Origin of the sequence: Bradyrhizobium sp. NDS-1 (assembly GCF_032918005.1) — a bacterium.
Lineage (GTDB): Bacteria > Pseudomonadota > Alphaproteobacteria > Rhizobiales > Xanthobacteraceae > Bradyrhizobium > Bradyrhizobium tunisiense.
This window is the reverse complement of sequence record NZ_CP136628.1, coordinates 3438379-3458526: the sequence shown is the minus strand read 5'-3', so window position 1 is coordinate 3458526 and position 20148 is coordinate 3438379. Positions and strand designations below refer to the sequence as shown.

At 63.0% G+C, this 20148-nt stretch carries 12 protein-coding genes; all 12 read right to left on the bottom strand.

Annotated elements, in window-relative coordinates; genetic code table 11:
- Window position 1 precedes the first annotated feature (1 nt).
- Complete coding sequence (locus RX330_RS16130) at window positions 2–304, bottom strand: 50S ribosomal protein L23 (protein ID WP_212092204.1); 303 nt, start codon at window positions 302–304, stop codon at window positions 2–4.
- Window positions 301–921 (bottom strand): 50S ribosomal protein L4, encoded by a 621-nt coding sequence (rplD, locus tag RX330_RS16125; RefSeq protein WP_212092205.1) that lies wholly within the window; start codon window positions 919–921, stop codon window positions 301–303. The genes RX330_RS16130 and rplD overlap by 4 nt, the downstream gene beginning before the upstream one ends.
- A 1-nt stretch (window position 922) precedes the next feature.
- On the bottom strand, window positions 923–1639 hold the full coding sequence (rplC, locus tag RX330_RS16120; RefSeq protein WP_028141005.1) for a 50S ribosomal protein L3: 717 nt from the start codon (window positions 1637–1639) through the stop codon (window positions 923–925).
- Between the two features lie 52 nt (window positions 1640–1691).
- A complete protein-coding gene (gene rpsJ / locus RX330_RS16115) occupies window positions 1692–2000 on the bottom strand; it encodes a 30S ribosomal protein S10 (RefSeq protein WP_002712302.1) in 309 nt (102 codons plus the stop codon).
- A gap of 82 nt (window positions 2001–2082) precedes the next feature.
- Complete coding sequence (gene tuf / locus RX330_RS16110) at window positions 2083–3273, bottom strand: elongation factor Tu (RefSeq protein ID WP_008136415.1); 1191 nt, start codon at window positions 3271–3273, stop codon at window positions 2083–2085.
- A 40-nt stretch (window positions 3274–3313) separates the two neighbouring features.
- Complete coding sequence (gene fusA, locus RX330_RS16105; protein WP_212092206.1) at window positions 3314–5386, bottom strand: elongation factor G; 2073 nt, start codon at window positions 5384–5386, stop codon at window positions 3314–3316.
- Between the two features lie 30 nt (window positions 5387–5416).
- Window positions 5417–5887, bottom strand: a complete 471-nt coding sequence (gene rpsG / locus RX330_RS16100) for a 30S ribosomal protein S7 (protein ID WP_027520967.1) — start codon at window positions 5885–5887, stop codon at window positions 5417–5419.
- A gap of 15 nt (window positions 5888–5902) precedes the next feature.
- On the bottom strand, window positions 5903–6274 hold the full coding sequence (gene rpsL, locus RX330_RS16095; protein ID WP_007603006.1) for a 30S ribosomal protein S12: 372 nt from the start codon (window positions 6272–6274) through the stop codon (window positions 5903–5905).
- Between the two features lie 894 nt (window positions 6275–7168).
- Window positions 7169–9181: an ABC transporter ATP-binding protein gene (locus RX330_RS16090; RefSeq protein WP_212092207.1), complete on the bottom strand. Its 2013-nt coding sequence runs from the start codon at window positions 9179–9181 to the stop codon at window positions 7169–7171.
- Window positions 9182–9314: 133 nt separating this feature from the next.
- Window positions 9315–11375, bottom strand: coding sequence for an FAD-dependent oxidoreductase (locus RX330_RS16085; RefSeq protein WP_317243628.1), 2061 nt, complete (start codon window positions 11373–11375; stop codon window positions 9315–9317).
- A gap of 191 nt (window positions 11376–11566) precedes the next feature.
- Window positions 11567–15763: a DNA-directed RNA polymerase subunit beta' gene (gene rpoC / locus RX330_RS16080; RefSeq protein ID WP_212092209.1), complete on the bottom strand. Its 4197-nt coding sequence runs from the start codon at window positions 15761–15763 to the stop codon at window positions 11567–11569.
- A 128-nt stretch (window positions 15764–15891) separates the two neighbouring features.
- Window positions 15892–20010 (bottom strand): DNA-directed RNA polymerase subunit beta, encoded by a 4119-nt coding sequence (gene rpoB / locus RX330_RS16075; RefSeq protein ID WP_194402796.1) that lies wholly within the window; start codon window positions 20008–20010, stop codon window positions 15892–15894.
- Window positions 20011–20148: the final 138 nt, after the last annotated feature.

Sequence of the window (20148 nt, the reverse complement as noted above, 5' to 3'; positions counted from 1 at the left end):
CTTACAGACCGGTGGTGACGTCGATCCGGTGGCCCTCTTCGAGGGTCACGATCGCGCGCTTGGTGTTCGACTGCGAGCCGAGATGGCCGCGGAAGATCTTGGTCTTGCCCTTGCGGACCAACGTGTTGACGCTCTTGACCTTGACGTCGAACAGCTTCTCGATCGCTTCCTTGATCTGCGGCTTGGTCGCCTTCGCGGCCACCTTGAACAGCACCTTGTTGTGCTCGGAGGCGATCGTCGCCTTTTCGGTCACGACCGGCGAGACGATGACGTCGTAGTGGCGAGCCTCGATGTTCTTCGTCATTTGAAGCGCGCCTCCAGCGCATCGATGGCGGCCTTGGTCAGAACGAGCTTCTGACGGCGCAGGATGTCGTAGACATTGATGCCCTGGATCGGCAGCACGTCCATGTTCGGGATGTTGCGGGCCGCCGCGGCGAAGCCGTTGTTGAGCTCGGCACCGTCGATGATCAGCGCGTTGGTCAGACCCAGGCCCGAGAAGTGACCGAGCAGCGCCTTGGTCTTGGCGGCTTCCAGCGCGGCCTTCTCGATCACGACGAGATCGCCGTCCTTGGCCTTGGCCGAGAGCGCATGCTTCAGCGCGAGCGCGCGAACCTTCTTCGGCAGGTCGGTGGCGTGCGAACGCACCACCGGACCGAAGGCACGACCGCCGCCGCGGAACTGCGGCACGCGGGCCGAGCCGTGACGAGCACCGCCGGTGCCCTTCTGCTTGTACATCTTCTTGCCGGTGCGCCAGATCTCGGCGCGACCCTTGGCCTTGTGCGTGCCGGCCTGGCGCTTGTTGAGCTGCCACTGCACGCAACGCGCAATGATGTCCTGGCGCGGCTCGAGGCCGAAAATGGCGTCGGACAGCTGGACCGAGCCGGCTTCCTTACCTTCGAGGGTGGTGACCTTCAATTCCATCTCACGCACCCTCCTGCTGGGCCGCAGCCTCGGCTTCGCCACCCGCAACCTTGAACTTGCCGGGCTTCGGAGCTTCCTTCGGCAGCGGCTTCTTGACGGCGTCGCGCACGCGAATCCAGCCGCCCTTGGAGCCGGGAACGGCGCCTTCGACGAGGATCAGGCCGCGCTCGACATCGAGCTGAACGACGCGAAGGTTGAGCGTGGTGATGCGGTCGACACCCATGTGGCCGGGCATCTTCTTGTTCTTCCAGGTCTTGCCGGGGTCCTGACGGCCACCGGTCGAACCGATCGAGCGGTGCGAGACCGAGACGCCGTGGGTGGCGCGCAGACCGCCGAAGTTCCAGCGCTTCATGCCGCCGGCGAAGCCTTTACCGACCGAGGTGCCGGTGACGTCGACGAACTGGCCGACGACGAAGTGGTCGGCAAGGATCTCGGCACCGACGGGGATCATGGCATCCGCGGTAACGCGGAATTCCTCGACCTGCCGCTTCGGCTCGACCTTGGCGACCGCGAACTGGCCGCGCTCCGCCTTGGGCATGTAAACGGTCTTCCGGCTGCCAGAACCAAGCTGGAGCGCGACGTAACCGTTCTTCTCTTCGGTACGGTGGCCTACGACCTGGCAATTGCCGAGCTTCAGCACGGTCACGGGGATATGTTCGCCGGCCTCTGTAAAGACCCGCGTCATCCCGACCTTTTGTGCGATCACTCCGGAGCGCATCGGCTTGCTTCCTGTTCTTTCTGTCCGCTTGCGCGAACGGGATCCAAAAATCTTAGAGCTTGATCTCGACGTCGACACCGGCGGCCAGGTCGAGCTTCATCAAAGCATCGACGGTCTGCGGGGTCGGATCGACGATGTCGAGCAGGCGCTTGTGAGTGCGCATCTCGAACTGCTCGCGGCTCTTCTTGTCGACGTGGGGCGAACGGTTGACGGTGAACTTCTCGATGCGGGTGGGCAGCGGAATGGGTCCGCGGACCTGCGCGCCGGTGCGCTTCGCCGTGTTCACGATCTCGCGGGTCGACGTATCGAGGATACGATGGTCGAACGCCTTGAGACGGATACGAATGTTTTGGCCGTTCATTGCCGTGGTCTTTCTTCAGTGGGTGGCGAATAGCGAATAGCGAATGTCACCACTCGCTATTCGCCGATCCCTATTCTCGTAATTACTCGATGATCGAGGCGACAACGCCGGCGCCGACGGTGCGGCCACCTTCGCGGATCGCGAAGCGGAGCTTCTCTTCCATCGCGATCGGCACGATCAGGTGCACTTCCATCGCGATGTTGTCGCCCGGCATCACCATCTCGGTGCCTTCCGGCAGATGCACGACACCGGTCACGTCGGTGGTGCGGAAGTAGAACTGCGGACGGTAGTTCGTGAAGAACGGGGTGTGGCGACCGCCCTCCTCCTTGGTGAGGATGTAAGCCTCAGCCTTGAACTTGGTGTGCGGCTTGACCGAACCCGGCTTGCACAGCACCTGGCCGCGCTCGACGTCTTCGCGCTTGGTGCCGCGGAGCAGCGCACCGATGTTGTCGCCGGCCTGGCCCTGATCGAGCAGCTTGCGGAACATTTCGACGCCGGTGACGGTCGTCTTCTGGGTCGCACGCAGACCGACGATCTCGATTTCCTCGCCGACCTTGACGATGCCGCGCTCGACACGGCCGGTCACGACGGTGCCGCGGCCCGAGATCGAGAACACGTCTTCAACCGGCATCAGGAACGGCTGGTCGATCGGACGCTCCGGCTGCGGGATGTACTCGTCGACGTTCTTCATCAGCTCGAGGATGGCGTCGTGGCCGAGCTTCTTGTCGGAATCTTCGAGAGCGGCGAGCGCCGAACCCTTGATGATCGGGATCTTGTCGCCCGGGAAGTCGTACTTCGAGAGCAGCTCGCGGACTTCGAGCTCGACGAGCTCGAGCAGTTCCGGATCGTCGACCATGTCGCACTTGTTCAGGAACACGACCAGCGCGGGCACGCCGACCTGGCGGGCGAGCAGGATGTGCTCGCGGGTCTGCGGCATCGGACCGTCGGCGGCCGACACGACCAGGATCGCACCGTCCATCTGGGCGGCGCCGGTGATCATGTTCTTCACGTAGTCGGCGTGGCCGGGGCAGTCGACGTGGGCGTAGTGGCGGTTCGGCGTCTCGTACTCGACGTGCGCGGTCGAGATGGTGATGCCGCGCGCCTTCTCTTCCGGCGCCTTGTCGATCTGGTCGTACGCGGTGAACGTCGCACCGCCTGCTTCGGCGAGAACCTTGGTGATCGCCGCGGTCAGCGACGTCTTGCCGTGGTCGACGTGACCGATGGTGCCGATGTTGCAGTGCGGCTTGTTACGTTCAAACTTTGCTTTGGCCATTTGACTCTCCGTTCAATCGTCAGTTCGTGACCGACGACAATCAGGCAAACTTCTTCTGGACTTCTGCCGACACATTGGCCGGCGCTTCTGCGTAGTGGTCGAACTGCATGGTGAAGGTTGCGCGACCCTGGCTCATCGAGCGCAGGTTATTCACGTAACCGAACATGTTCATGAGCGGCACCATCGCGTTGATGACGTTGGCGTTGCCGCGCATGTCCTGCCCCTGGATCTGACCGCGCCGGGAATTCAGGTCGCCGATGACCGAGCCGGTGTAGTCTTCCGGGGTCACCACTTCGACCTTCATGATCGGCTCGAGCAGGACGGACTTGCCCTTCTGCAAGGCTTCGCGGAATGCCGCGCGCGATGCGATTTCGAAGGCGAGCGCCGACGAGTCGACGTCATGGTACTTGCCGTCGACGAGCTGAACCTTGACGTCGACTACGGGGAAGCCCGCGACCACGCCGGAGCTCATCACGCTGTTGAGGCCCTTTTCAACGCCGGGGATGTATTCCTTCGGAACCGCACCACCGACGATCTTGGACTCGAATTCGTAGCCCTTGCCGGGCTCGTTCGGCTCGACCACGATCGACACTTCCGCGAACTGACCGGTACCCCCGGTCTGCTTCTTGTGGGTGTACTTGACCTCGGCCTTCTTGGTGACGCGCTCACGGAACGCAACCTGCGGCGCGCCGATGTTGGCGTCGACCTTGTAGGTACGCCTGAGGATGTCGACCTTGATGTCGAGATGGAGTTCGCCCATGCCCTTGAGGATGGTCTGGCCGGACTCCTGGTCGGTCGAGACGCGGAAGGACGGATCCTCCGCGGCGAGCTTGGCCAGTGCCACGCCCAGCTTTTCCTGGTCGGCCTTGGACTTCGGCTCGATCGCGATCTCGATGACCGGCTCGGGGAATTCCATCTTCTCCAGGATCACCTGCTTGTCGGGATCGCACAGCGTGTCACCGGTGCGTGCTTCCTTCAGGCCGGCCAGCGCGACGATGTCGCCGGCATAGGCTTCCTTGATGTCTTCGCGGTTGTTCGCATGCATCAGGAGCATGCGCCCGATGCGCTCCTTCTTCTCGCGGGTCGAGTTCACGACGCCGGTGCCGCTCTGCAGAACGCCGGAGTAGATGCGGCAGAAGGTGATGGTGCCGACGAACGGGTCGTCCATGATCTTGAACGCGAGCAGCGCGAGCGGCTCCTTGTCGTCCGCCTTGCGCACGACCTCGTTGCCGTGGTCGTCGGTGCCCTTGATCGCGGGCACGTCGATCGGCGACGGCAGATAGTCGACGACGGCGTCGAGCAGCGGCTGCACGCCCTTGTTCTTGAAGGCCGAGCCGCACAGCACGGGATAGAACGCGCCGGTCAGAACCGCCTTGCGGATCAGCCGCTTCAGCGTCTCTTCGTCCGGCTCCTTGCCGTCGAGATAGGCGGCCATGGCGTCGTCGTCGAGCTCGACGGCGGCTTCCACCATCTTCTCGCGGTATTCCTTGGCCTGCTCGACGAGATCCTCGGGAATGTCGACATAGTCGAACTTCGCGCCGAGCGATTCATCGTTCCAGATGATGCCCTGCATCTTCACGAGGTCGACGAGACCCTTGAAGTTGTTCTCGGCGCCGATCGGAAGCTGGATCGCGATCGGCTTGGCGCCGAGGCGGTCGACGATGTCGGCCAGGCACTTGAAGAAGTCGGCGCCGGTCTTGTCCATCTTGTTGGCGAAGACGATGCGCGGAACCTTGTACTTGTCGCCCTGGCGCCAGACGGTCTCGGTCTGGGGCTCGACGCCCTGGTTGGAATCGAGCACGCAGACGGCGCCGTCGAGCACGCGCAGCGAACGCTCGACTTCGATGGTGAAGTCGACGTGGCCGGGGGTGTCGATGATGTTCAGACGCTTGCCGGCCCAGAACGCGGTGGTCGCGGCCGAAGTGATCGTGATGCCACGCTCCTGCTCCTGCTCCATCCAGTCCATCGTCGCGGCACCTTCGTGCACTTCGCCGATCTTGTGGCTCTTGCCGGTGTAATAGAGGATGCGCTCGGTCGTCGTCGTCTTGCCGGCATCGATATGCGCCATGATACCGAAGTTGCGGTAATTCTCTATGGCATGAACGCGGGGCATGGGGTGTTCCTTAGATTCCGTGTTTCGCCGTTACCAGCGATAGTGCGAGAAGGCGCGGTTGGCTTCCGCCATCCGGTGCACGTCTTCGCGCTTCTTGACGGCGTTGCCCCGGTTGTTCGACGCGTCCAGGAGCTCCGCCGACAGCCGCTCGGTCATAGTCTTCTCGTTGCGCTCGCGCGCAGCGGAGATCAGCCAGCGGATGCCCAGCGCCTGACGGCGGGTCGAACGAACCTCGACCGGGACCTGGTAGGTCGCGCCGCCGACGCGGCGGGAGCGCACTTCGATCGTCGGCATGACGTTCTCGAGTGCCTGCTCGAACACGCCGAGCGGGTTCTGCTTGGTCTTGGTTTCGATGATACCGAACGCACCGTAGACGATGCCTTCGGCGACCGACTTCTTGCCGGCATACATCACCGAGTTCATGAACTTCGTGACGATGATGTTCCCGAACTTCGGATCGGGAAGGACTTCGCGCTTTTCCGCTGAGTGGCGACGAGACATGGACCTGGTTCCCGCTTACTTCGGACGCTTCGCGCCGTACTTCGAACGACGCTGCTTACGGTTCTTGACGCCCTGGGTATCCAGAACGCCGCGGAGGATGTGGTAGCGCACGCCCGGCAAGTCCTTGACGCGGCCGCCGCGGATCATGACCACCGAGTGCTCCTGGAGATTATGGCCCTCGCCGGGGATGTAGCCGATCACCTCGAAGCCGTTGGTCAGGCGCACCTTGGCGACCTTACGAAGCGCCGAGTTCGGCTTCTTCGGGGTCGTGGTGTAGACGCGGGTGCAAACACCACGCTTCTGCGGCGACTGCTGCAGCGCCGGCACCTTCTTGCGCGACTTCTGCACTTCACGCGGTTGAGCGATCAGCTGGTTGATCGTCGGCATCCTGGCCTTACCCTTTGTTCTGTCGCGGATCCTGTTCGGATCCGCTGTCTTGCCGCAGCCCGTTGCCGGGACTGCAAATTCTTTCGAGCTACCCGCCCGACGAGGTCGCCTTTAGCGGAACAATCCGCACAAAGCGAAATTGCGCCAACCGCTCCATCAACGAGCGGAAAGCGCTTCGACGCCACAGAGGACCGCAGTATTGAGGCCGGTCAGCGTAATGCCGCGGCCCGCGCACTGAGGTCATGCATCCGAATTCGATCTCAAGAGAACGTGCTCGAGAGAACTAAAGTCGCACTGGCATTGCCTAGCTATGATCGACAGCGTTTGAGCGGCATTCGTCGAGGTTGGTGCCCGCCTTGAGCGACCCTTGTGGATCTAGTCCTTGTGGATCTAGTTCTTGGGGATCTAACGGGTGGCCCGTTCCGACGCTGGCGATGCTCACCGCCTGTCGTTAAGTGAGGCGCTTTCTATAAGTGAGAATCGATCAAGTCAAGGCGAAACGACAGTCACAAAGCGCTCAGGAGCCTGTCAAAATCGCTGTTTGCCGCCCTTGCCGCGCCAGCTTCATATGGGGTGGCGCCCTTCACGTCGCTAGCCTGCGAGGCTATTTATATCCGGGTTAAAAGTACTTTTCTTTCACTCGGAGAGGCTTTTATTGCTTTTGAGGCGTTAATCTACTCGCTTCGGCAGCAATTGGCGCCCCGGGACACCGTCATAATCGTCGGAGGATTGTCCGGTTCAACCGACAGTCCCGATGCTGGCCGTGGGCTTTTTCGACGCCCTGCCGATCCGCATGCGGGTTAATCAGACCCGGTTTTCGAATCGAAGAACTCACCGTCCCGTGCGGAGCGAGTGAGCATCGATGACGGGATCACAGAATCGGTGCCGCGCGGGTCACTCCTCCCGGTCGTCGTCGTCCTCGTCATCCTCTTCGTCATCATCGTCTCTGCCGTCGTCGGCGTGAGCCGCCGCGCCATGCGGCTGGTGGATCTGGTCGTTCCACAGCTTGCGATAAATGCCGTTCTTGGCGAGCAACTGGGCATGCGAGCCGCGTTCGATCGCCCTGCCCGCGGAGATCACGATGATTTCGTCCATCTCGACCACCGAGGTCAGGCGGTGGGTCGACCAGATCATGGTGCGCCCCTTGGCCACCTTGAGCAGCGTCCGGTTGATCGCAGCTTCCGTGGTCTGGTCCAGAGCGGAGGTCGCTTCGTCCAGCAACAGCACCGAGGGGTTGCGGATGATCGCGCGCGCGATCGCGATGCGCTGGCGCTGGCCGCCCGACAGGGTGTCGCCGCGCTCGCCGACCGGTGTGTCGTATCGTTGCGGCAGGCTCATGATGTAGCGGTGGATCTCGGCCTTCCTGGCCGCCTCCTCCACCTCCGCGTCGCTCGCGCCCTCCTTGCCGAGCCGGATGTTCTCGCGGATCGACATGTTGAACAACATGTTCTCCTGAAACACCACCGCCATGCTCCGGCGTAGTGAATCCAGCGTCACCTTGCGGACGTCGACACCGTCGATGGTGACGCGCCCCTCGTTGGGCACGTACAGCCGCAGGATCAGGTTGAGCAGCGTGCTCTTGCCGGATCCGCTCGGGCCGACGATCGCGATACGCTTGCCCGCATTGAGCTTGAGACTGAGATTATCCAGCACCGGCGTCTGACTGCCCTCGTACTGGAAGGTGACGTGATCGAAGGTGATGTCGTTGGTGATGCGCGGCAGGTCGGGCGCGCCAGGACGATCGGCGCCGCGGGTGGGCTCGTCGAGCAGTTCCTGGATGTGGCGGATCGCGGCGGCCGAGGAGATCGACACCGGAATGAAATGCATCACGTGGGCGATGTTGTAGGAGACCTCCCAGAACGCGCTTTCGAAGGTGACGAAGGTGCCGATGGTGATCTGGCCCGTTGTTGCCAGATAGGCGCCGATCGCGAGCACCACGAGGTGCAGGAGCAGAACCGAAATGGTGACCGTGCGCTCCACCATGGTCGAGAGGAAGGTCGCTGAAGCGATCCTGTCGCGGGTCTCGTCGTTGCGGAACCGGAAGAAGCCGAACATCTTGCGCTGCAGGCTGAAGGCCTTGATCACGGCCTGCGCCGCCACGTTCTCCTGGACCATGCCGAGCAGCGCACTCTCGTTCTGCTTCTGCTCGTAATTGGCCTGCACGGCCTTTGGCGTGAGGATGCGCGGCCCGATCAGGGTGATCGGGAACACCAGCAGCGCAACGACGGCGAGCTGCCAGTTCAGAAACAGCATCAGGATGATGCCGGCGATCAGCTCCAGGAACGGCAGCGCCGCGCTGTTGGCAAAGGTCTTGATCGAGCCTTCGACGGCCGAGAGGTCGACTGAGAAGCGGGACAGGATCTCACCGCGCTTGGTGCGGCCGAAATAGGCCGCCGGCAGGTCCTGGACATGCTCGAACAGGCGCGAGCGAATGTCGGAGATGACGCAAGCGGCCAGCCGCGCATCCCAGCGCTCGTACCAGACCGCGACGATCGAGGTGAAGATGCCCGTTACCGCGAGCACGCCGAGGATCTTGTAAAGTGCCTGAAAATCCTCCTCGCCGAGCGCGTCGTCGATCAGGAACTTCAGGCTGAGCGGCATGATGACGTTGAAGAGCGTCTCGACGAAGACGCCGAACGCAACGTAGGACAGCATCCGCTTGTAGTTGGTCAGATAGGGCTTGACGAAGCCGACGATGGTGGCGAGCGCGCCGGCGGCCTCGCGCGCCGTAAAGACGACGAGGTCTTCATCCTCATCGTCATCATCGAGCCCCAGCTCGTCCTCGCTCTCGTCTTCCTCATCATTCTCGAGGTCCGGCCTGGCGGCGGCGGCGAGCTTGTCGTCGAGCTCGGCCGCCTCTTCGGCAGCGAGCTTCTGTTTGTCGGGCGGGAGGGGCTTGGACGCCATGAAACCAACCGATGCTGACGGCCGGCATGACCGCAGAGAAAGCAGGAGATAGCGGTAACCGCTATTGCACCGATTCTATGCGATCAAGATGAATTCGGCAAAAACAATTGGCGAAGGCGCTCGCGCCAAGCGTTCAGTCGTCGTCCTCGTCCTCGACCTTGTCGAAGAAGGAATAGCGCAAGCTGTCGGCGTCGGCGTACCACTGCCCCGGCCCCTTGTTGGCGGCGAGCGTCGCCTCCCAGAGCGCATCGGTGCAATCCTTGCGGTGCATCGCGAGGTCGAAGCCATTGCCGAAGAACAGCTCGGACCATTCCCACCAGGTGCCGAGCTTCTTGACCCCGCGGAGGAGATCGTAGCGATCAATCAAAGCCGGAGCCATGTCCGAGGTGATCGAGCCGAACACGAGGCCGGTCTTGACCACGCGATTCAGCTCCTTGATCGCGCGGACCACCTGCTTCGGGGAAACGTGGCAAAGGCTGGTCTCGAACACGAAGTCGAACGCGCCGTCCTTGAACGGCATGTCGGTGATCGAGCCGAGCTTGTTGTACTTCTTCAGCGCCTTCGGCGTCCTTCCGTGGATGGCACGGTTGTTCTCGATGCCGAAGGCGTCGATGCCGCGCTCGCGCAGCGCGCCGACCAGCTCGCCGCTGGCCGAGCCAGCGACGAGCAGCTTGGCGCCTTTGGTCCTGCCCCAGACGATGCCGAGCAGCTTGGTGAGATAATCGGGGTCGGTGAAGTGGCGCCATGCCTCGTGATAGGAACCAAGGCCCCGATAGTTCTCGAAATAATCGCGGTCGATCTTGTCGGAGACGGGCTTGCCATCCTGCGCGCCCTTGCGGCGCAGACGCATCATCTCGGTCAGGATGATGTCGGTCGCCGCGTCCGAGGAATCGAGCAGGCCGTTCAGCGTCGAGTCGAACAGATAGTCGCCGACCACCACGATGCCGGGATGCTCTTTCGGCTCCGGCCGGTGGTTGGTCATGACGTCGCGCACGGGCAGACCGCCCGGAATCGCGTTCACTGACGACAGCCAGCGATGGATCTTGCCTTCCATGAAATGCGAACGCGCATCGCCGAGCGAAGCCGGCAGCGACTTGAGCGCGGCGTCGATCAGCTCCTGGTCCGACAGATTGGCAAAGGCCAGCGCGTCGGAGCCGGGAATGAGCCAGTTCAGCACGCCGTGCTTGCCGACATCGTGGCGCGCGCCCTCATTGTAGACGCAGCAGCCGCCGAAGGCTTCCGACATAAACCAGGCGCCGGGAATCTTCTCGCCCCAGAACGGCGTCTCGAACAGGATCGAGACGCGCAGGTAATGCGCGGGACGGTCGAAATAGGAGACGTGCTTGACCATCGACCTGCGCAGCTGCTCGCCTTCCCACCCCATGGTGGCGAGCCAGGAATGCGGCAGGCAGACCAGCACGAGATCGAAGTCGCGGGTCTCGGGTCCCTTGCCGTTCATCATCTTGAGCTGATAGCGGCCGGACGGCGCCTTGCCCACGGTGAGCACGCGGTGATTGAGCTGGATGTCGGCGTTGACTTCCGACTGGAGGCATTCGATCAGCTGCTCGTTGCCGTTCTGGATGGAATACAGGCCAATATAGCCGTCGACATCCATCAGATAGTTCTTGAGCGCGTTGAGGCCGTTGGTGTTGTGACTCTCGGTCGCGATGTCGGAGCGCGCCATCACCTTGAAGAAGCGCTTTGCGGTCTCGTCCTCGACCTCCTCGTCGAGCACCTGCTCGGCGGTCTTGTAGGCCCAGGGGTTGTCGTTGTCGTGCGCGCCGACGCCCTCGTAATATTCGATCGGCGACATCACCTCGGCACAACGTTTGCGGAACGCCTCGATTGCCGCCGCGGTCTTGGCGCCGTATTTGCGGCGCATGCCGGGCACGTCGCTCAGCAGTTCGCCGCCGAACTGCACCTGCTCGGCATCCATCGGAATGGTCTGCAGTCCGAAATGCTGAATCAGCTCGCGCAGTGGGTCGGGCCCGGTCATCGAGTAGTCGTAGATCTCGGCAACGCCGGCCTCGTACATCGCAGGCGCCGAATCGAACTTGCGCGTGGCGATCTTGCCGCCGAGCCGGTCGGAGGCTTCGTAGATGGTGACACGGCAGAGATCGCCAAGCTTGCGCTTCAGATACCAGGCGCTCATCAGCCCACCGGGGCCGCCGCCTACGATTGCAAGATCGAGCATGTGAGTTCCGTGGTCTCCGGCCCAGCCCCGTCGCGGGTTCCACCGGTCTAAACTCTCCTAGCAGAAGCGCTTTTGCGCCTGAAGGAAAGATGAACAAAGGTTGATCCCGCATCGCAGCAGGCAATGAAAGCAGCAAAAAGGCCGGCTTGCGCCGGCCTTTTATTGTCCTCGGTATTCCTACGGATGAACCATCATTCCGCGGGCGGCAGTGCGGGAAGCTCCGCCTCCGGCGCGGGCGACACGACGGCCGCCTGCTTCTCGCGCTCGTCCAGGATCATCTTGTCGCGCTTCACGGCGACTTCGCGGATCTTGGCCATGGAAGCGCCGGTGCCTGCCGGGATCAGCCGGCCGACGATGACGTTCTCCTTGAGGCCTTCGAGCGGATCGACCTTGCCGTTGACCGCCGCTTCCGTGAGGACGCGGGTGGTCTCCTGGAACGAGGCCGCCGAGAAGAACGAGCGGGTCTGGAGGCTCGCCTTGGTGATGCCGAGCAGAACCGGCGTCCCCGTGGCGGGCTTCTTGCCCTCTTCCTTGGCCTTCTCGTTCAGCGCGTCGAACTCGATCTTGTCGACCTGCTCGCCCGAGATCATGTCCGTATCGCCCTGGTCGGTAACTTCCACCTTCTGGAGCATCTGACGGACGATCACCTCGATGTGCTTGTCGTTGATGAGCACGCCTTGGAGCCGGTAGACCTCCTGGATCTCGTTGACCAGATAGGCCGCGAGCTCCTCGATGCCCTTGACCGCCAGGATGTCGTGCGGCGCGGGGTTGCCTTCCACGATGAAGTCGCCCTTTTCGACGACGTCGCCGTCCTGAAGGTGGATGTGCTTGCCCTTCGGGATCAGGTACTCGCGCGCCTCGTCGGTCTTGTCCATCGGCTCGATCGAGATGCGACGCTTGTTCTTGTAGTCGCGCCCGAACCGGATGGTGCCCGAGATTTCGGCGATGATCGCCGCGTCCTTCGGACGCCGTGCCTCGAACAGTTCCGCCACCCGCGGCAGACCGCCGGTGATGTCACGCGTCTTGGCGCTTTCGGTCGAGACACGGGCGAGAATGTCGCCCGCCTGGACCTTGGCTCCGATGTCGACCGACAGAATGCCGTCAACCGACAGCATGTAGCGGGCATCGCCGCCACGGGCGAGCTTGAGCACCTTGCCGTCCTTGCCCTTGACCACGATGGCGGGACGCAGGTCCCCGCCGCCGCGCGTCGAGCGCCAGTCGATGACCACGCGCTTGGCGATGCCGGTGGCCTCGTCCAGCGTTTCCGAGATCGACAGACCCTCGATCAGGTCCTCGAAGCCGATGGTACCTTCGACCTCGGTGAGAAGCGGACGGGTGTAGGGGTCCCACTCGACGATGCGCTGGCCGCGCTTGACCATGTCGCCTTCGTCGACGTGCAGACGCGAGCCGTACTGGACGCGGTGCGTCGCACGCTCGGTGCCGTCGGCATCGACGATCGCCACCACCATATTGCGCACCATCGCGACCAGGTGACCTTCGCTGTTGCGGGCGATGGCCTTGTTCCTGATCACGATCTTGCCGTCGAAATTGGCTTCGACGAACGACTGCTCGTTGAGCTGCGCCGCACCACCGATGTGGAAGGTACGCATGGTGAGCTGGGTGCCCGGCTCGCCGATCGACTGCGCCGCGATGACGCCGACCGCTTCGCCGTGGTTGACCGGCGTGCCGCGGGCGAGGTCGCGGCCGTAGCACTTGCCGCAGATGCCGTTGACGAGCTCGCAGGTCAGAGCCGAGCGGATCTTCACCTCCTGCACACCACCCTGCTGGATGGCGTCCAGATGGCTTTCTTCCATCAGCGTATCGCGCTTGATGATCACCTTGCCCGAGCTGTCCCGGATGTCTTCGCAGGCCGTGCGTCCGAGGATGCGCGAACCCAGCGAAGCAACCACGGTGCCGGCATCGACGATGGCGCGCATCTTGATGCCGAGCTTGGTGCCGCAGTCGCTCTGCGTGATGATGCAGTCCTGCGCGACGTCGACCAGACGACGGGTCAGATAGCCCGAGTTCGCGGTCTTCAACGCGGTGTCCGCGAGGCCCTTGCGGGCGCCGTGGGTCGAGTTGAAGTACTCGAGAACCGAGAGGCCTTCCTTGAAGTTCGAGATGATCGGCGTCTCGATGATCTCACCCGACGGCTTGGCCATCAGGCCGCGCATGCCGGCGAGCTGGCGCATCTGGGCCGGCGAACCGCGGGCGCCGGAGTGGGCCATCATGTAGATCGAGTTGATGTCGGCGTCCGCTCCACTCGCCGTCTTCTTGGTGGAGGAGATCTCCTTCATCATCGCCTTGGCGATTTCTTCCGTGGCCTTCGACCAGGCGTCGACGACCTTGTTGTACTTCTCGCCATGGGTGATCAGGCCGTCGTTGTACTGCTGCTCGAAATCCTTCGCCAGCGTACGGGTGGTGTCGACGATCTTCCACTTGGAGTTCGGCACGACCATGTCGTCCTTGCCGAACGAGATGCCCGCCTTGAACGCGTTGTAGAAGCCGAGCGCCATGATGCGGTCGCAGAAGATCACCGTCTCCTTCTGGCCGCAGTGGCGGTAGACCTGGTCGATGACGCCGGAGATCTCGCGCTTGGTCATCAGCTTGTTGATGATCTCGTACGGGACGCGCGGATTCTTCGGCAGCAGATTGCCGAGCATGACGCGGCCGGCGGTGGTCTCGATCCAGCGCTTGGAGATCTTGCCGGTCTCGTCGATGCCTTCCCACCGGTACTTGATCTTGGTGTGGAGGTGGATGACCTTCGCGTGCAGCGCGTGCTCGAGCTCGGCCATCTCGCCGAACGCCTTGCCCTCGCCGGGCAGGCCTTCGCGCATGATCGAGACGTAATAGAGACCGAGCACGATGTCCTGCGACGGCACGATGATCGGCTGACCATTGGCCGGATGCAGGATGTTGTTGGTCGACATCATCAGGACGCGCGCTTCCAGCTGCGCTTCGAGCGACAGCGGGACGTGCACGGCCATCTGGTCGCCGTCGAAGTCGGCGTTGAACGCGGAGCAGACCAGCGGGTGAAGCTGGATCGCCTTGCCCTCGATCAGCACCGGCTCGAACGCCTGGATGCCGAGACGATGCAGCGTCGGTGCGCGGTTCAGCAGCACCGGATGCTCGCGGATGACCTCGTCCAGGATGTCCCAGACCTCGGGCCGCTCCTTCTCGACCAGTTTCTTGGCCTGCTTCACGGTGGTGGACAGGCCCTTGGCGTCAAGCCGCGAATAGATGAACGGCTTGAACAGCTCGAGCGCCATCTTCTTCGGCAGGCCGCACTGATGCAGGCGCAGCTCGGGACCGACCACGATCACCGAACGGCCCGAATAGTCGACGCGCTTGCCGAGCAGGTTCTGGCGGAAACGGCCCTGCTTGCCCTTGAGCATGTCGGCGAGCGACTTCAGCGGGCGCTTGTTGGCACCCGTGATGACGCGGCCGCGGCGTCCGTTGTCGAACAGCGCATCGACCGCTTCCTGAAGCATGCGCTTCTCGTTGCGGATGATGATGTCGGGCGCGCGCAGCTCCATCAGCCGCTTCAAGCGGTTGTTGCGGTTGATGACGCGGCGGTAGAGGTCGTTGAGGTCCGAGGTCGCGAAGCGGCCGCCGTCGAGCGGCACGAGCGGACGCAGGTCCGGCGGAATCACCGGAACCACGGTCATGATCATCCATTCCGGCTTGTTGCCGGAGTGGCGGAACGCTTCCACGATCTTCAGGCGCTTGGCGAGCTTCTTGTGCTTGATGTCGGAGTCTGTCTCCTGCATCTCGATGCGCAGGGAAGCCTCGAGCTTCTCGAGGTCCATGCCCTTGAGCAGCTCGCGGATCGCTTCGGCGCCGATCATGGCGGTGAAGGAGTCCTGACCGTACTCGTCCTGCGCCTTCAGATACTCGTCTTCCGACAGCAGCTGGCGGTCCTTCAGCGCGGTGAGGCCCGGCTCGAGCACGACGTAGTATTCGAAATAGAGGATCCGCTCGAGATCCTTCAGCGTCATGTCGAGCAGGAGGCCGATGCGCGAGGGCAGCGACTTCAGGAACCAGATGTGGGCGACGGGGGCTGCGAGCTCGATATGGCCCATGCGCTCGCGCCGGACGCGCGACAGCGTGACCTCGACCGAGCACTTCTCGCAGATGATGCCCTTGTACTTCATGCGCTTGTACTTGCCGCACAAGCACTCGTAATCCTTGATCGGCCCGAAGATGCGGGCGCAGAACAGGCCGTCGCGCTCGGGCTTGAAGGTACGGTAATTGATGGTCTCCGGCTTCTTGATCTCGCCGTAGGACCAGGACAGAATCTTCTCTGGAGACGCGATCGAGATCCGGATCTGGTCGAAGACCTGAGCCGGCGTCGTCGGGTTGAAGAGATTCATAATTTCTTGGTTCATCGTCTTCTCCTCGCGTGCCGGTCGCCTCCGGCCGCAAATTCGAAAATCACTCGAGCAGGCGCCCTGCCCTCAAGGCCTCGGACGGGGCGCCGGTGCCCGGCCTGGAAGGCCGGGCATGACAGGTCGAATTACTCGGCCGCTTCCGACGTCGGCGCCGGTCCAACCTTGGAGTTGTGCAGGTCGACGTTGAGGCCGAGCGAGCGCATTTCCTTGACCAGCACGTTGAACGATTCCGGAATACCGGCCTCGAACGTGTCGTCGCCGCGCACGATCGCCTCGTACACCTTGGTACGGCCGGCGACGTCGTCCGACTTCACCGTCAGCATCTCCTGGAGCGTGTACGCCGCGCCGTAGGCCTCGAGCGCCCACACCTCCATTTCGCCGAAGCGCTGGCCGCCGAACTGCGCCTTGCCGCCCAGCGGCTGCTGGGTGACGAGCGAGTACGGACCGATCGAACGCGCGTGGATCTTGTCGTCGACCAGATGGTGCAGCTTGAGCATGTAGATGTAGCCGACCGTCACCTTGCGATCGAACGGATCGCCGGTGCGGCCGTCATAGACGGTCGACTGGCCCGAAGCGTCCAGACCGGCAAGCTTCAGCATCTCCTCGATGTCCGCCTCCTTGGCGCCGTCGAACACCGGCGTCGCGATCGGCACGCCGCGGCTGAGGTTGTGGCCGAGCTCGATCAGTTCGTTGTCGTTGAGCGACTTGATCGTCTCGTCCTCGCCGTAGACCTTCTTCAAGGTTTCCTTCAGAGGCTTGATGTCCTGCTTCGACAGATAGGCATCTACCGTCTGGCCGATACGCTTGCCGAGTCCGGCGCAGGCCCAGCCGAGATGGGTCTCGAGGATCTGTCCGACGTTCATGCGCGAGGGCACGCCGAGCGGATTGAGCACGATGTCGGCGTGCGTGCCGTCTTCGAGGAACGGCATGTCCTCGATCGGCACGATCTTCGACACCACGCCCTTGTTGCCGTGGCGGCCGGCCATCTTGTCGCCGGGCTGGATCTTGCGCTTCACCGCGACGAAGACCTTGACCATCTTCATCACGCCGGGCGGCAATTCGTCACCGCGCTGAAGCTTTTCGACCTTGTCGAGGAAGCGCTGTTCAAGCCCCTTCTTCGACTCGTCGTACTGCTTCCGCATGGCCTCGATCTCGGCCATCAGCTTGTCGTTCGGCGAAGCGAACAGCCACCATTGCGACTTCGGGTACTCCTCGAGCACCGCACGGGTGATCTTGGTGTCCTTCTTGAAGCCCTTGGGACCTGCAATGCCCTGCCGCCCCTCGAGGAGCTCGGCAAGACGGTTGTAGACGTTGCGGTCCAGGATCGCCTGCTCGTCGTCGCGGTCCTTGGCCAGACGCTCGATCTCTTCCCGCTCGATCGCCAGCGCACGCTCGTCCTTGTCGACGCCGTGACGGTTGAACACGCGCACTTCCACGATCGTGCCCTGCACGCCCGGCGGAACGCGCAGCGAGGTATCGCGAACGTCGGAGGCCTTCTCGCCGAAGATGGCGCGCAGGAGCTTTTCTTCCGGCGTCATCGGGCTCTCGCCCTTCGGCGTGATCTTGCCGACCAGGATGTCGCCGGCGCGCACTTCCGCACCGATGTAGACGATACCGGCTTCGTCGAGGTTCTTCAGCGCTTCTTCCGAGACGTTCGGAATGTCGCGGGTGATTTCCTCGGGGCCGAGCTTAGTGTCGCGGGCCATCACCTCGAACTCCTCGATGTGGATCGAGGTGAAGACGTCTTCCTTCACGATCCGCTCGGAGAGCAGGATCGAGTCTTCGAAGTTGTAGCCGTTCCACGGCATGAACGCGACGAGCACGTTCCGCCCGAGCGCGAGCTCGCCGAGATCGGTGGACGGACCGTCGGCGATGATGTCGCCCTTCTTGACGATGTCACCGACCTTCACCAGCGGACGCTGGTTGATGCAGGTCGACTGGTTGGAGCGCTGGTACTTCATCAGACGGTAGATATCGACGCCCGACTTGGTCGGATCGAGATCTTCCGTGGCGCGGATGACGACGCGGGTGGCGTCGATCTGGTCGATCACGCCCGAACGGCGCGCCGCGATCGCGGCACCCGAGTCACGCGCAACCACGCCTTCCATGCCGGTACCGACGAACGGCGCCTCGGCGCGAACCAGCGGCACCGCCTGGCGCTGCATGTTCGAGCCCATCAGCGCGCGGTTGGCGTCGTCGTTCTCGAGGAACGGGATCAGGGCCGCGGCGACGGAGACGAGCTGCTTCGGCGACACGTCCATGTAGTCGACCTTGTCCGGCGTCACCGGCAAGACTTCGCCGGCGTGACGGCAGACCACGAGGTCTTCGGTGAAGCGGCCCTTCGGGTCGAGCGGCACGTTGGCCTGCGCGACCGTGTAGCGGCCCTCTTCCATCGCCGAGAGATAGACGACCTCGTCGGTGACGCGGCCGTCCTTGACCTTGCGATACGGCGTCTCGACGAAGCCGTACTTGTTCACGCGCGCGAAGGTCGCGAGCGAGTTGATCAGGCCGATATTCGGACCTTCCGGCGTCTCGATCGGGCAGATGCGGCCGTAATGCGTCGGATGCACGTCGCGCACCTCGAAGCCGGCGCGCTCGCGGGTCAGACCGCCCGGTCCAAGTGCCGACAGGCGGCGCTTGTGGGTGATCTCCGACAGCGGGTTGGTCTGGTCCATGAACTGCGAGAGCTGCGAGGAGCCGAAGAACTCGCGCACGGCGGCAGCCGCCGGCTTCGCGTTGATCAGGTCCTGCGGCATGACCGTGTCGATGTCGACCGAGGACATGCGCTCCTTGATCGCGCGCTCCATGCGCAGGAGGCCGATGCGGTACTGGTTCTCCATGAGCTCGCCGACCGAGCGCACACGGCGGTTGCCGAGATGGTCGATGTCGTCGATCTCGCCCTTGCCGTCGCGCAGATCCACCAGCGTCTTGATGACGGAGAGGATGTCTTCCTTGCGCAGCGTGCGCTGGGTGTCGGGCGCATCGAGGTCGAGGCGCATGTTCATCTTGACGCGGCCGACCGCGGAGAGGTCGTAGCGTTCGGCGTCGAAGAACAGCGACTGGAACATGGCCTGCGCCGAATCCAGCGTCGGCGGCTCGCCCGGACGCATCACGCGGTAGATGTCGAACAGCGCATCTTCGCGCGTCATGTTCTTGTCGGCCGAGAGCGTGTTGCGGATATAGGGACCGACATTGACGTGGTCGATGTCGAGCAGCGGCAATTCCTTGTAGCCGTGCTCGTTGAGCACCTTCATCGACTTGTCGGTGATTTCCTCGCCGGCCTCGGCGTGGATCTCACCGGTCTTCGGATTGACGAGGTCCTCGGCGATGTAGTTGCCGACCAGCTCCTCATCGGACATGCGCAACGCCTTCAGCCCCTTCTCCTGGAGCTGGCGGGCGGCACGGACGGTGAGCTTCTTGCCGGCCTCGAGCACGACCTTGCCGGTGTCGGCGTCGATCAGATCGTTGACGGTCGAGTAGCCGCGGAAACGGTTGGCGTCGAACGGAACGCGCCAGCCTTCCTTGGTCCGCTTGTAGAGGATCTTCTTGTAGAAGGTGGACAGGATCGCCTCGCCGTCGAGGCCGAGGGCGAACATCAGCGAGGTCACCGGAATCTTGCGGCGACGGTCGATACGCGCATAGACGATGTCCTTGGCGTCGAACTCGATGTCGAGCCAGGAGCCGCGATACGGGATCACGCGGGCGGCGAACAGCAGCTTGCCCGAGGAATGGGTCTTGCCCTTGTCGTGGTCGAAGAACACGCCGGGCGAGCGGTGCATCTGCGAGACGATGACGCGCTCGGTGCCGTTGACGATGAAGGTGCCGTTCATCGTCATGAGCGGGATGTCGCCCATGTAGACGTCCTGCTCCTTGATGTCCTTGACCGACTTCGCGCCGGTTTCCTCGTCGATATCGAACACGATGAGGCGCAGCGTCACCTTGAGGGGGGCCGCGAAGGTCATGCCGCGCTGACGGCACTCGTCGACGTCGTATTTCGGCTGCTCGAACTCGTAGCGGACGAATTCCAGCATGGAGGTGCCCGAGAAGTCGGAGATCGGAAACACCGAGCGGAAGACCGCCTGCAGACCCTCGTCGAGACGGCCACCCTGCGGTTCATCGACCATCAGGAACTGGTCATAGGACGCCTTCTGAACCTCGATGAGGTTCGGCATCTCGGCGACTTCCTTGATGTGTCCGAAAAATTTGCGAACGCGTTTGCGACCGGTGAATGTCTGCTGCGCCATCGTGGCCTCTCATTTTCGTCGCCCGCTCCGGGCGCGCCGTCCGGGACGCGGCTGCCACCGCTCCCCGGGTTGAATTTTTCGAACCCGTTTTGGGGACCGGAGACTCAGTTTCAGGCGAGAATGTCCTGAATCTGTTCT

Excerpts from the sequence above, each read along its gene's own strand:
- rpsG (WP_027520967.1), bottom strand. The coding sequence starts at position 5,887 with ATGTCTCGTCGCCACTCAGCGGAAAAGCGCGAAGTCCTTCCCGATCCG.
- RX330_RS16085 (WP_317243628.1), bottom strand. The coding sequence starts at position 11,375 with ATGCTCGATCTTGCAATCGTAGGCGGCGGCCCCGGTGGGCTGATGAGC.
- rplC (WP_028141005.1), bottom strand. The coding sequence starts at position 1,639 with ATGCGCTCCGGAGTGATCGCACAAAAGGTCGGGATGACGCGGGTCTTT.
- RX330_RS16090 (WP_212092207.1), bottom strand. The coding sequence starts at position 9,181 with ATGGCGTCCAAGCCCCTCCCGCCCGACAAACAGAAGCTCGCTGCCGAA.
- rplD (WP_212092205.1), bottom strand. The coding sequence starts at position 921 with ATGGAATTGAAGGTCACCACCCTCGAAGGTAAGGAAGCCGGCTCGGTC.
- tuf (WP_008136415.1), bottom strand. The coding sequence starts at position 3,273 with ATGGCCAAAGCAAAGTTTGAACGTAACAAGCCGCACTGCAACATCGGC.
- rpsJ (WP_002712302.1), bottom strand. The coding sequence starts at position 2,000 with ATGAACGGCCAAAACATTCGTATCCGTCTCAAGGCGTTCGACCATCGT.
- rpoB (WP_194402796.1), bottom strand. The coding sequence starts at position 20,010 with ATGGCGCAGCAGACATTCACCGGTCGCAAACGCGTTCGCAAATTTTTC.
- rpsL (WP_007603006.1), bottom strand. The coding sequence starts at position 6,274 with ATGCCGACGATCAACCAGCTGATCGCTCAACCGCGTGAAGTGCAGAAG.
- fusA (WP_212092206.1), bottom strand. The coding sequence starts at position 5,386 with ATGCCCCGCGTTCATGCCATAGAGAATTACCGCAACTTCGGTATCATG.
- rpoC (WP_212092209.1), bottom strand. The coding sequence starts at position 15,763 with ATGAACCAAGAAATTATGAATCTCTTCAACCCGACGACGCCGGCTCAG.
- RX330_RS16130 (WP_212092204.1), bottom strand. The coding sequence starts at position 304 with ATGACGAAGAACATCGAGGCTCGCCACTACGACGTCATCGTCTCGCCG.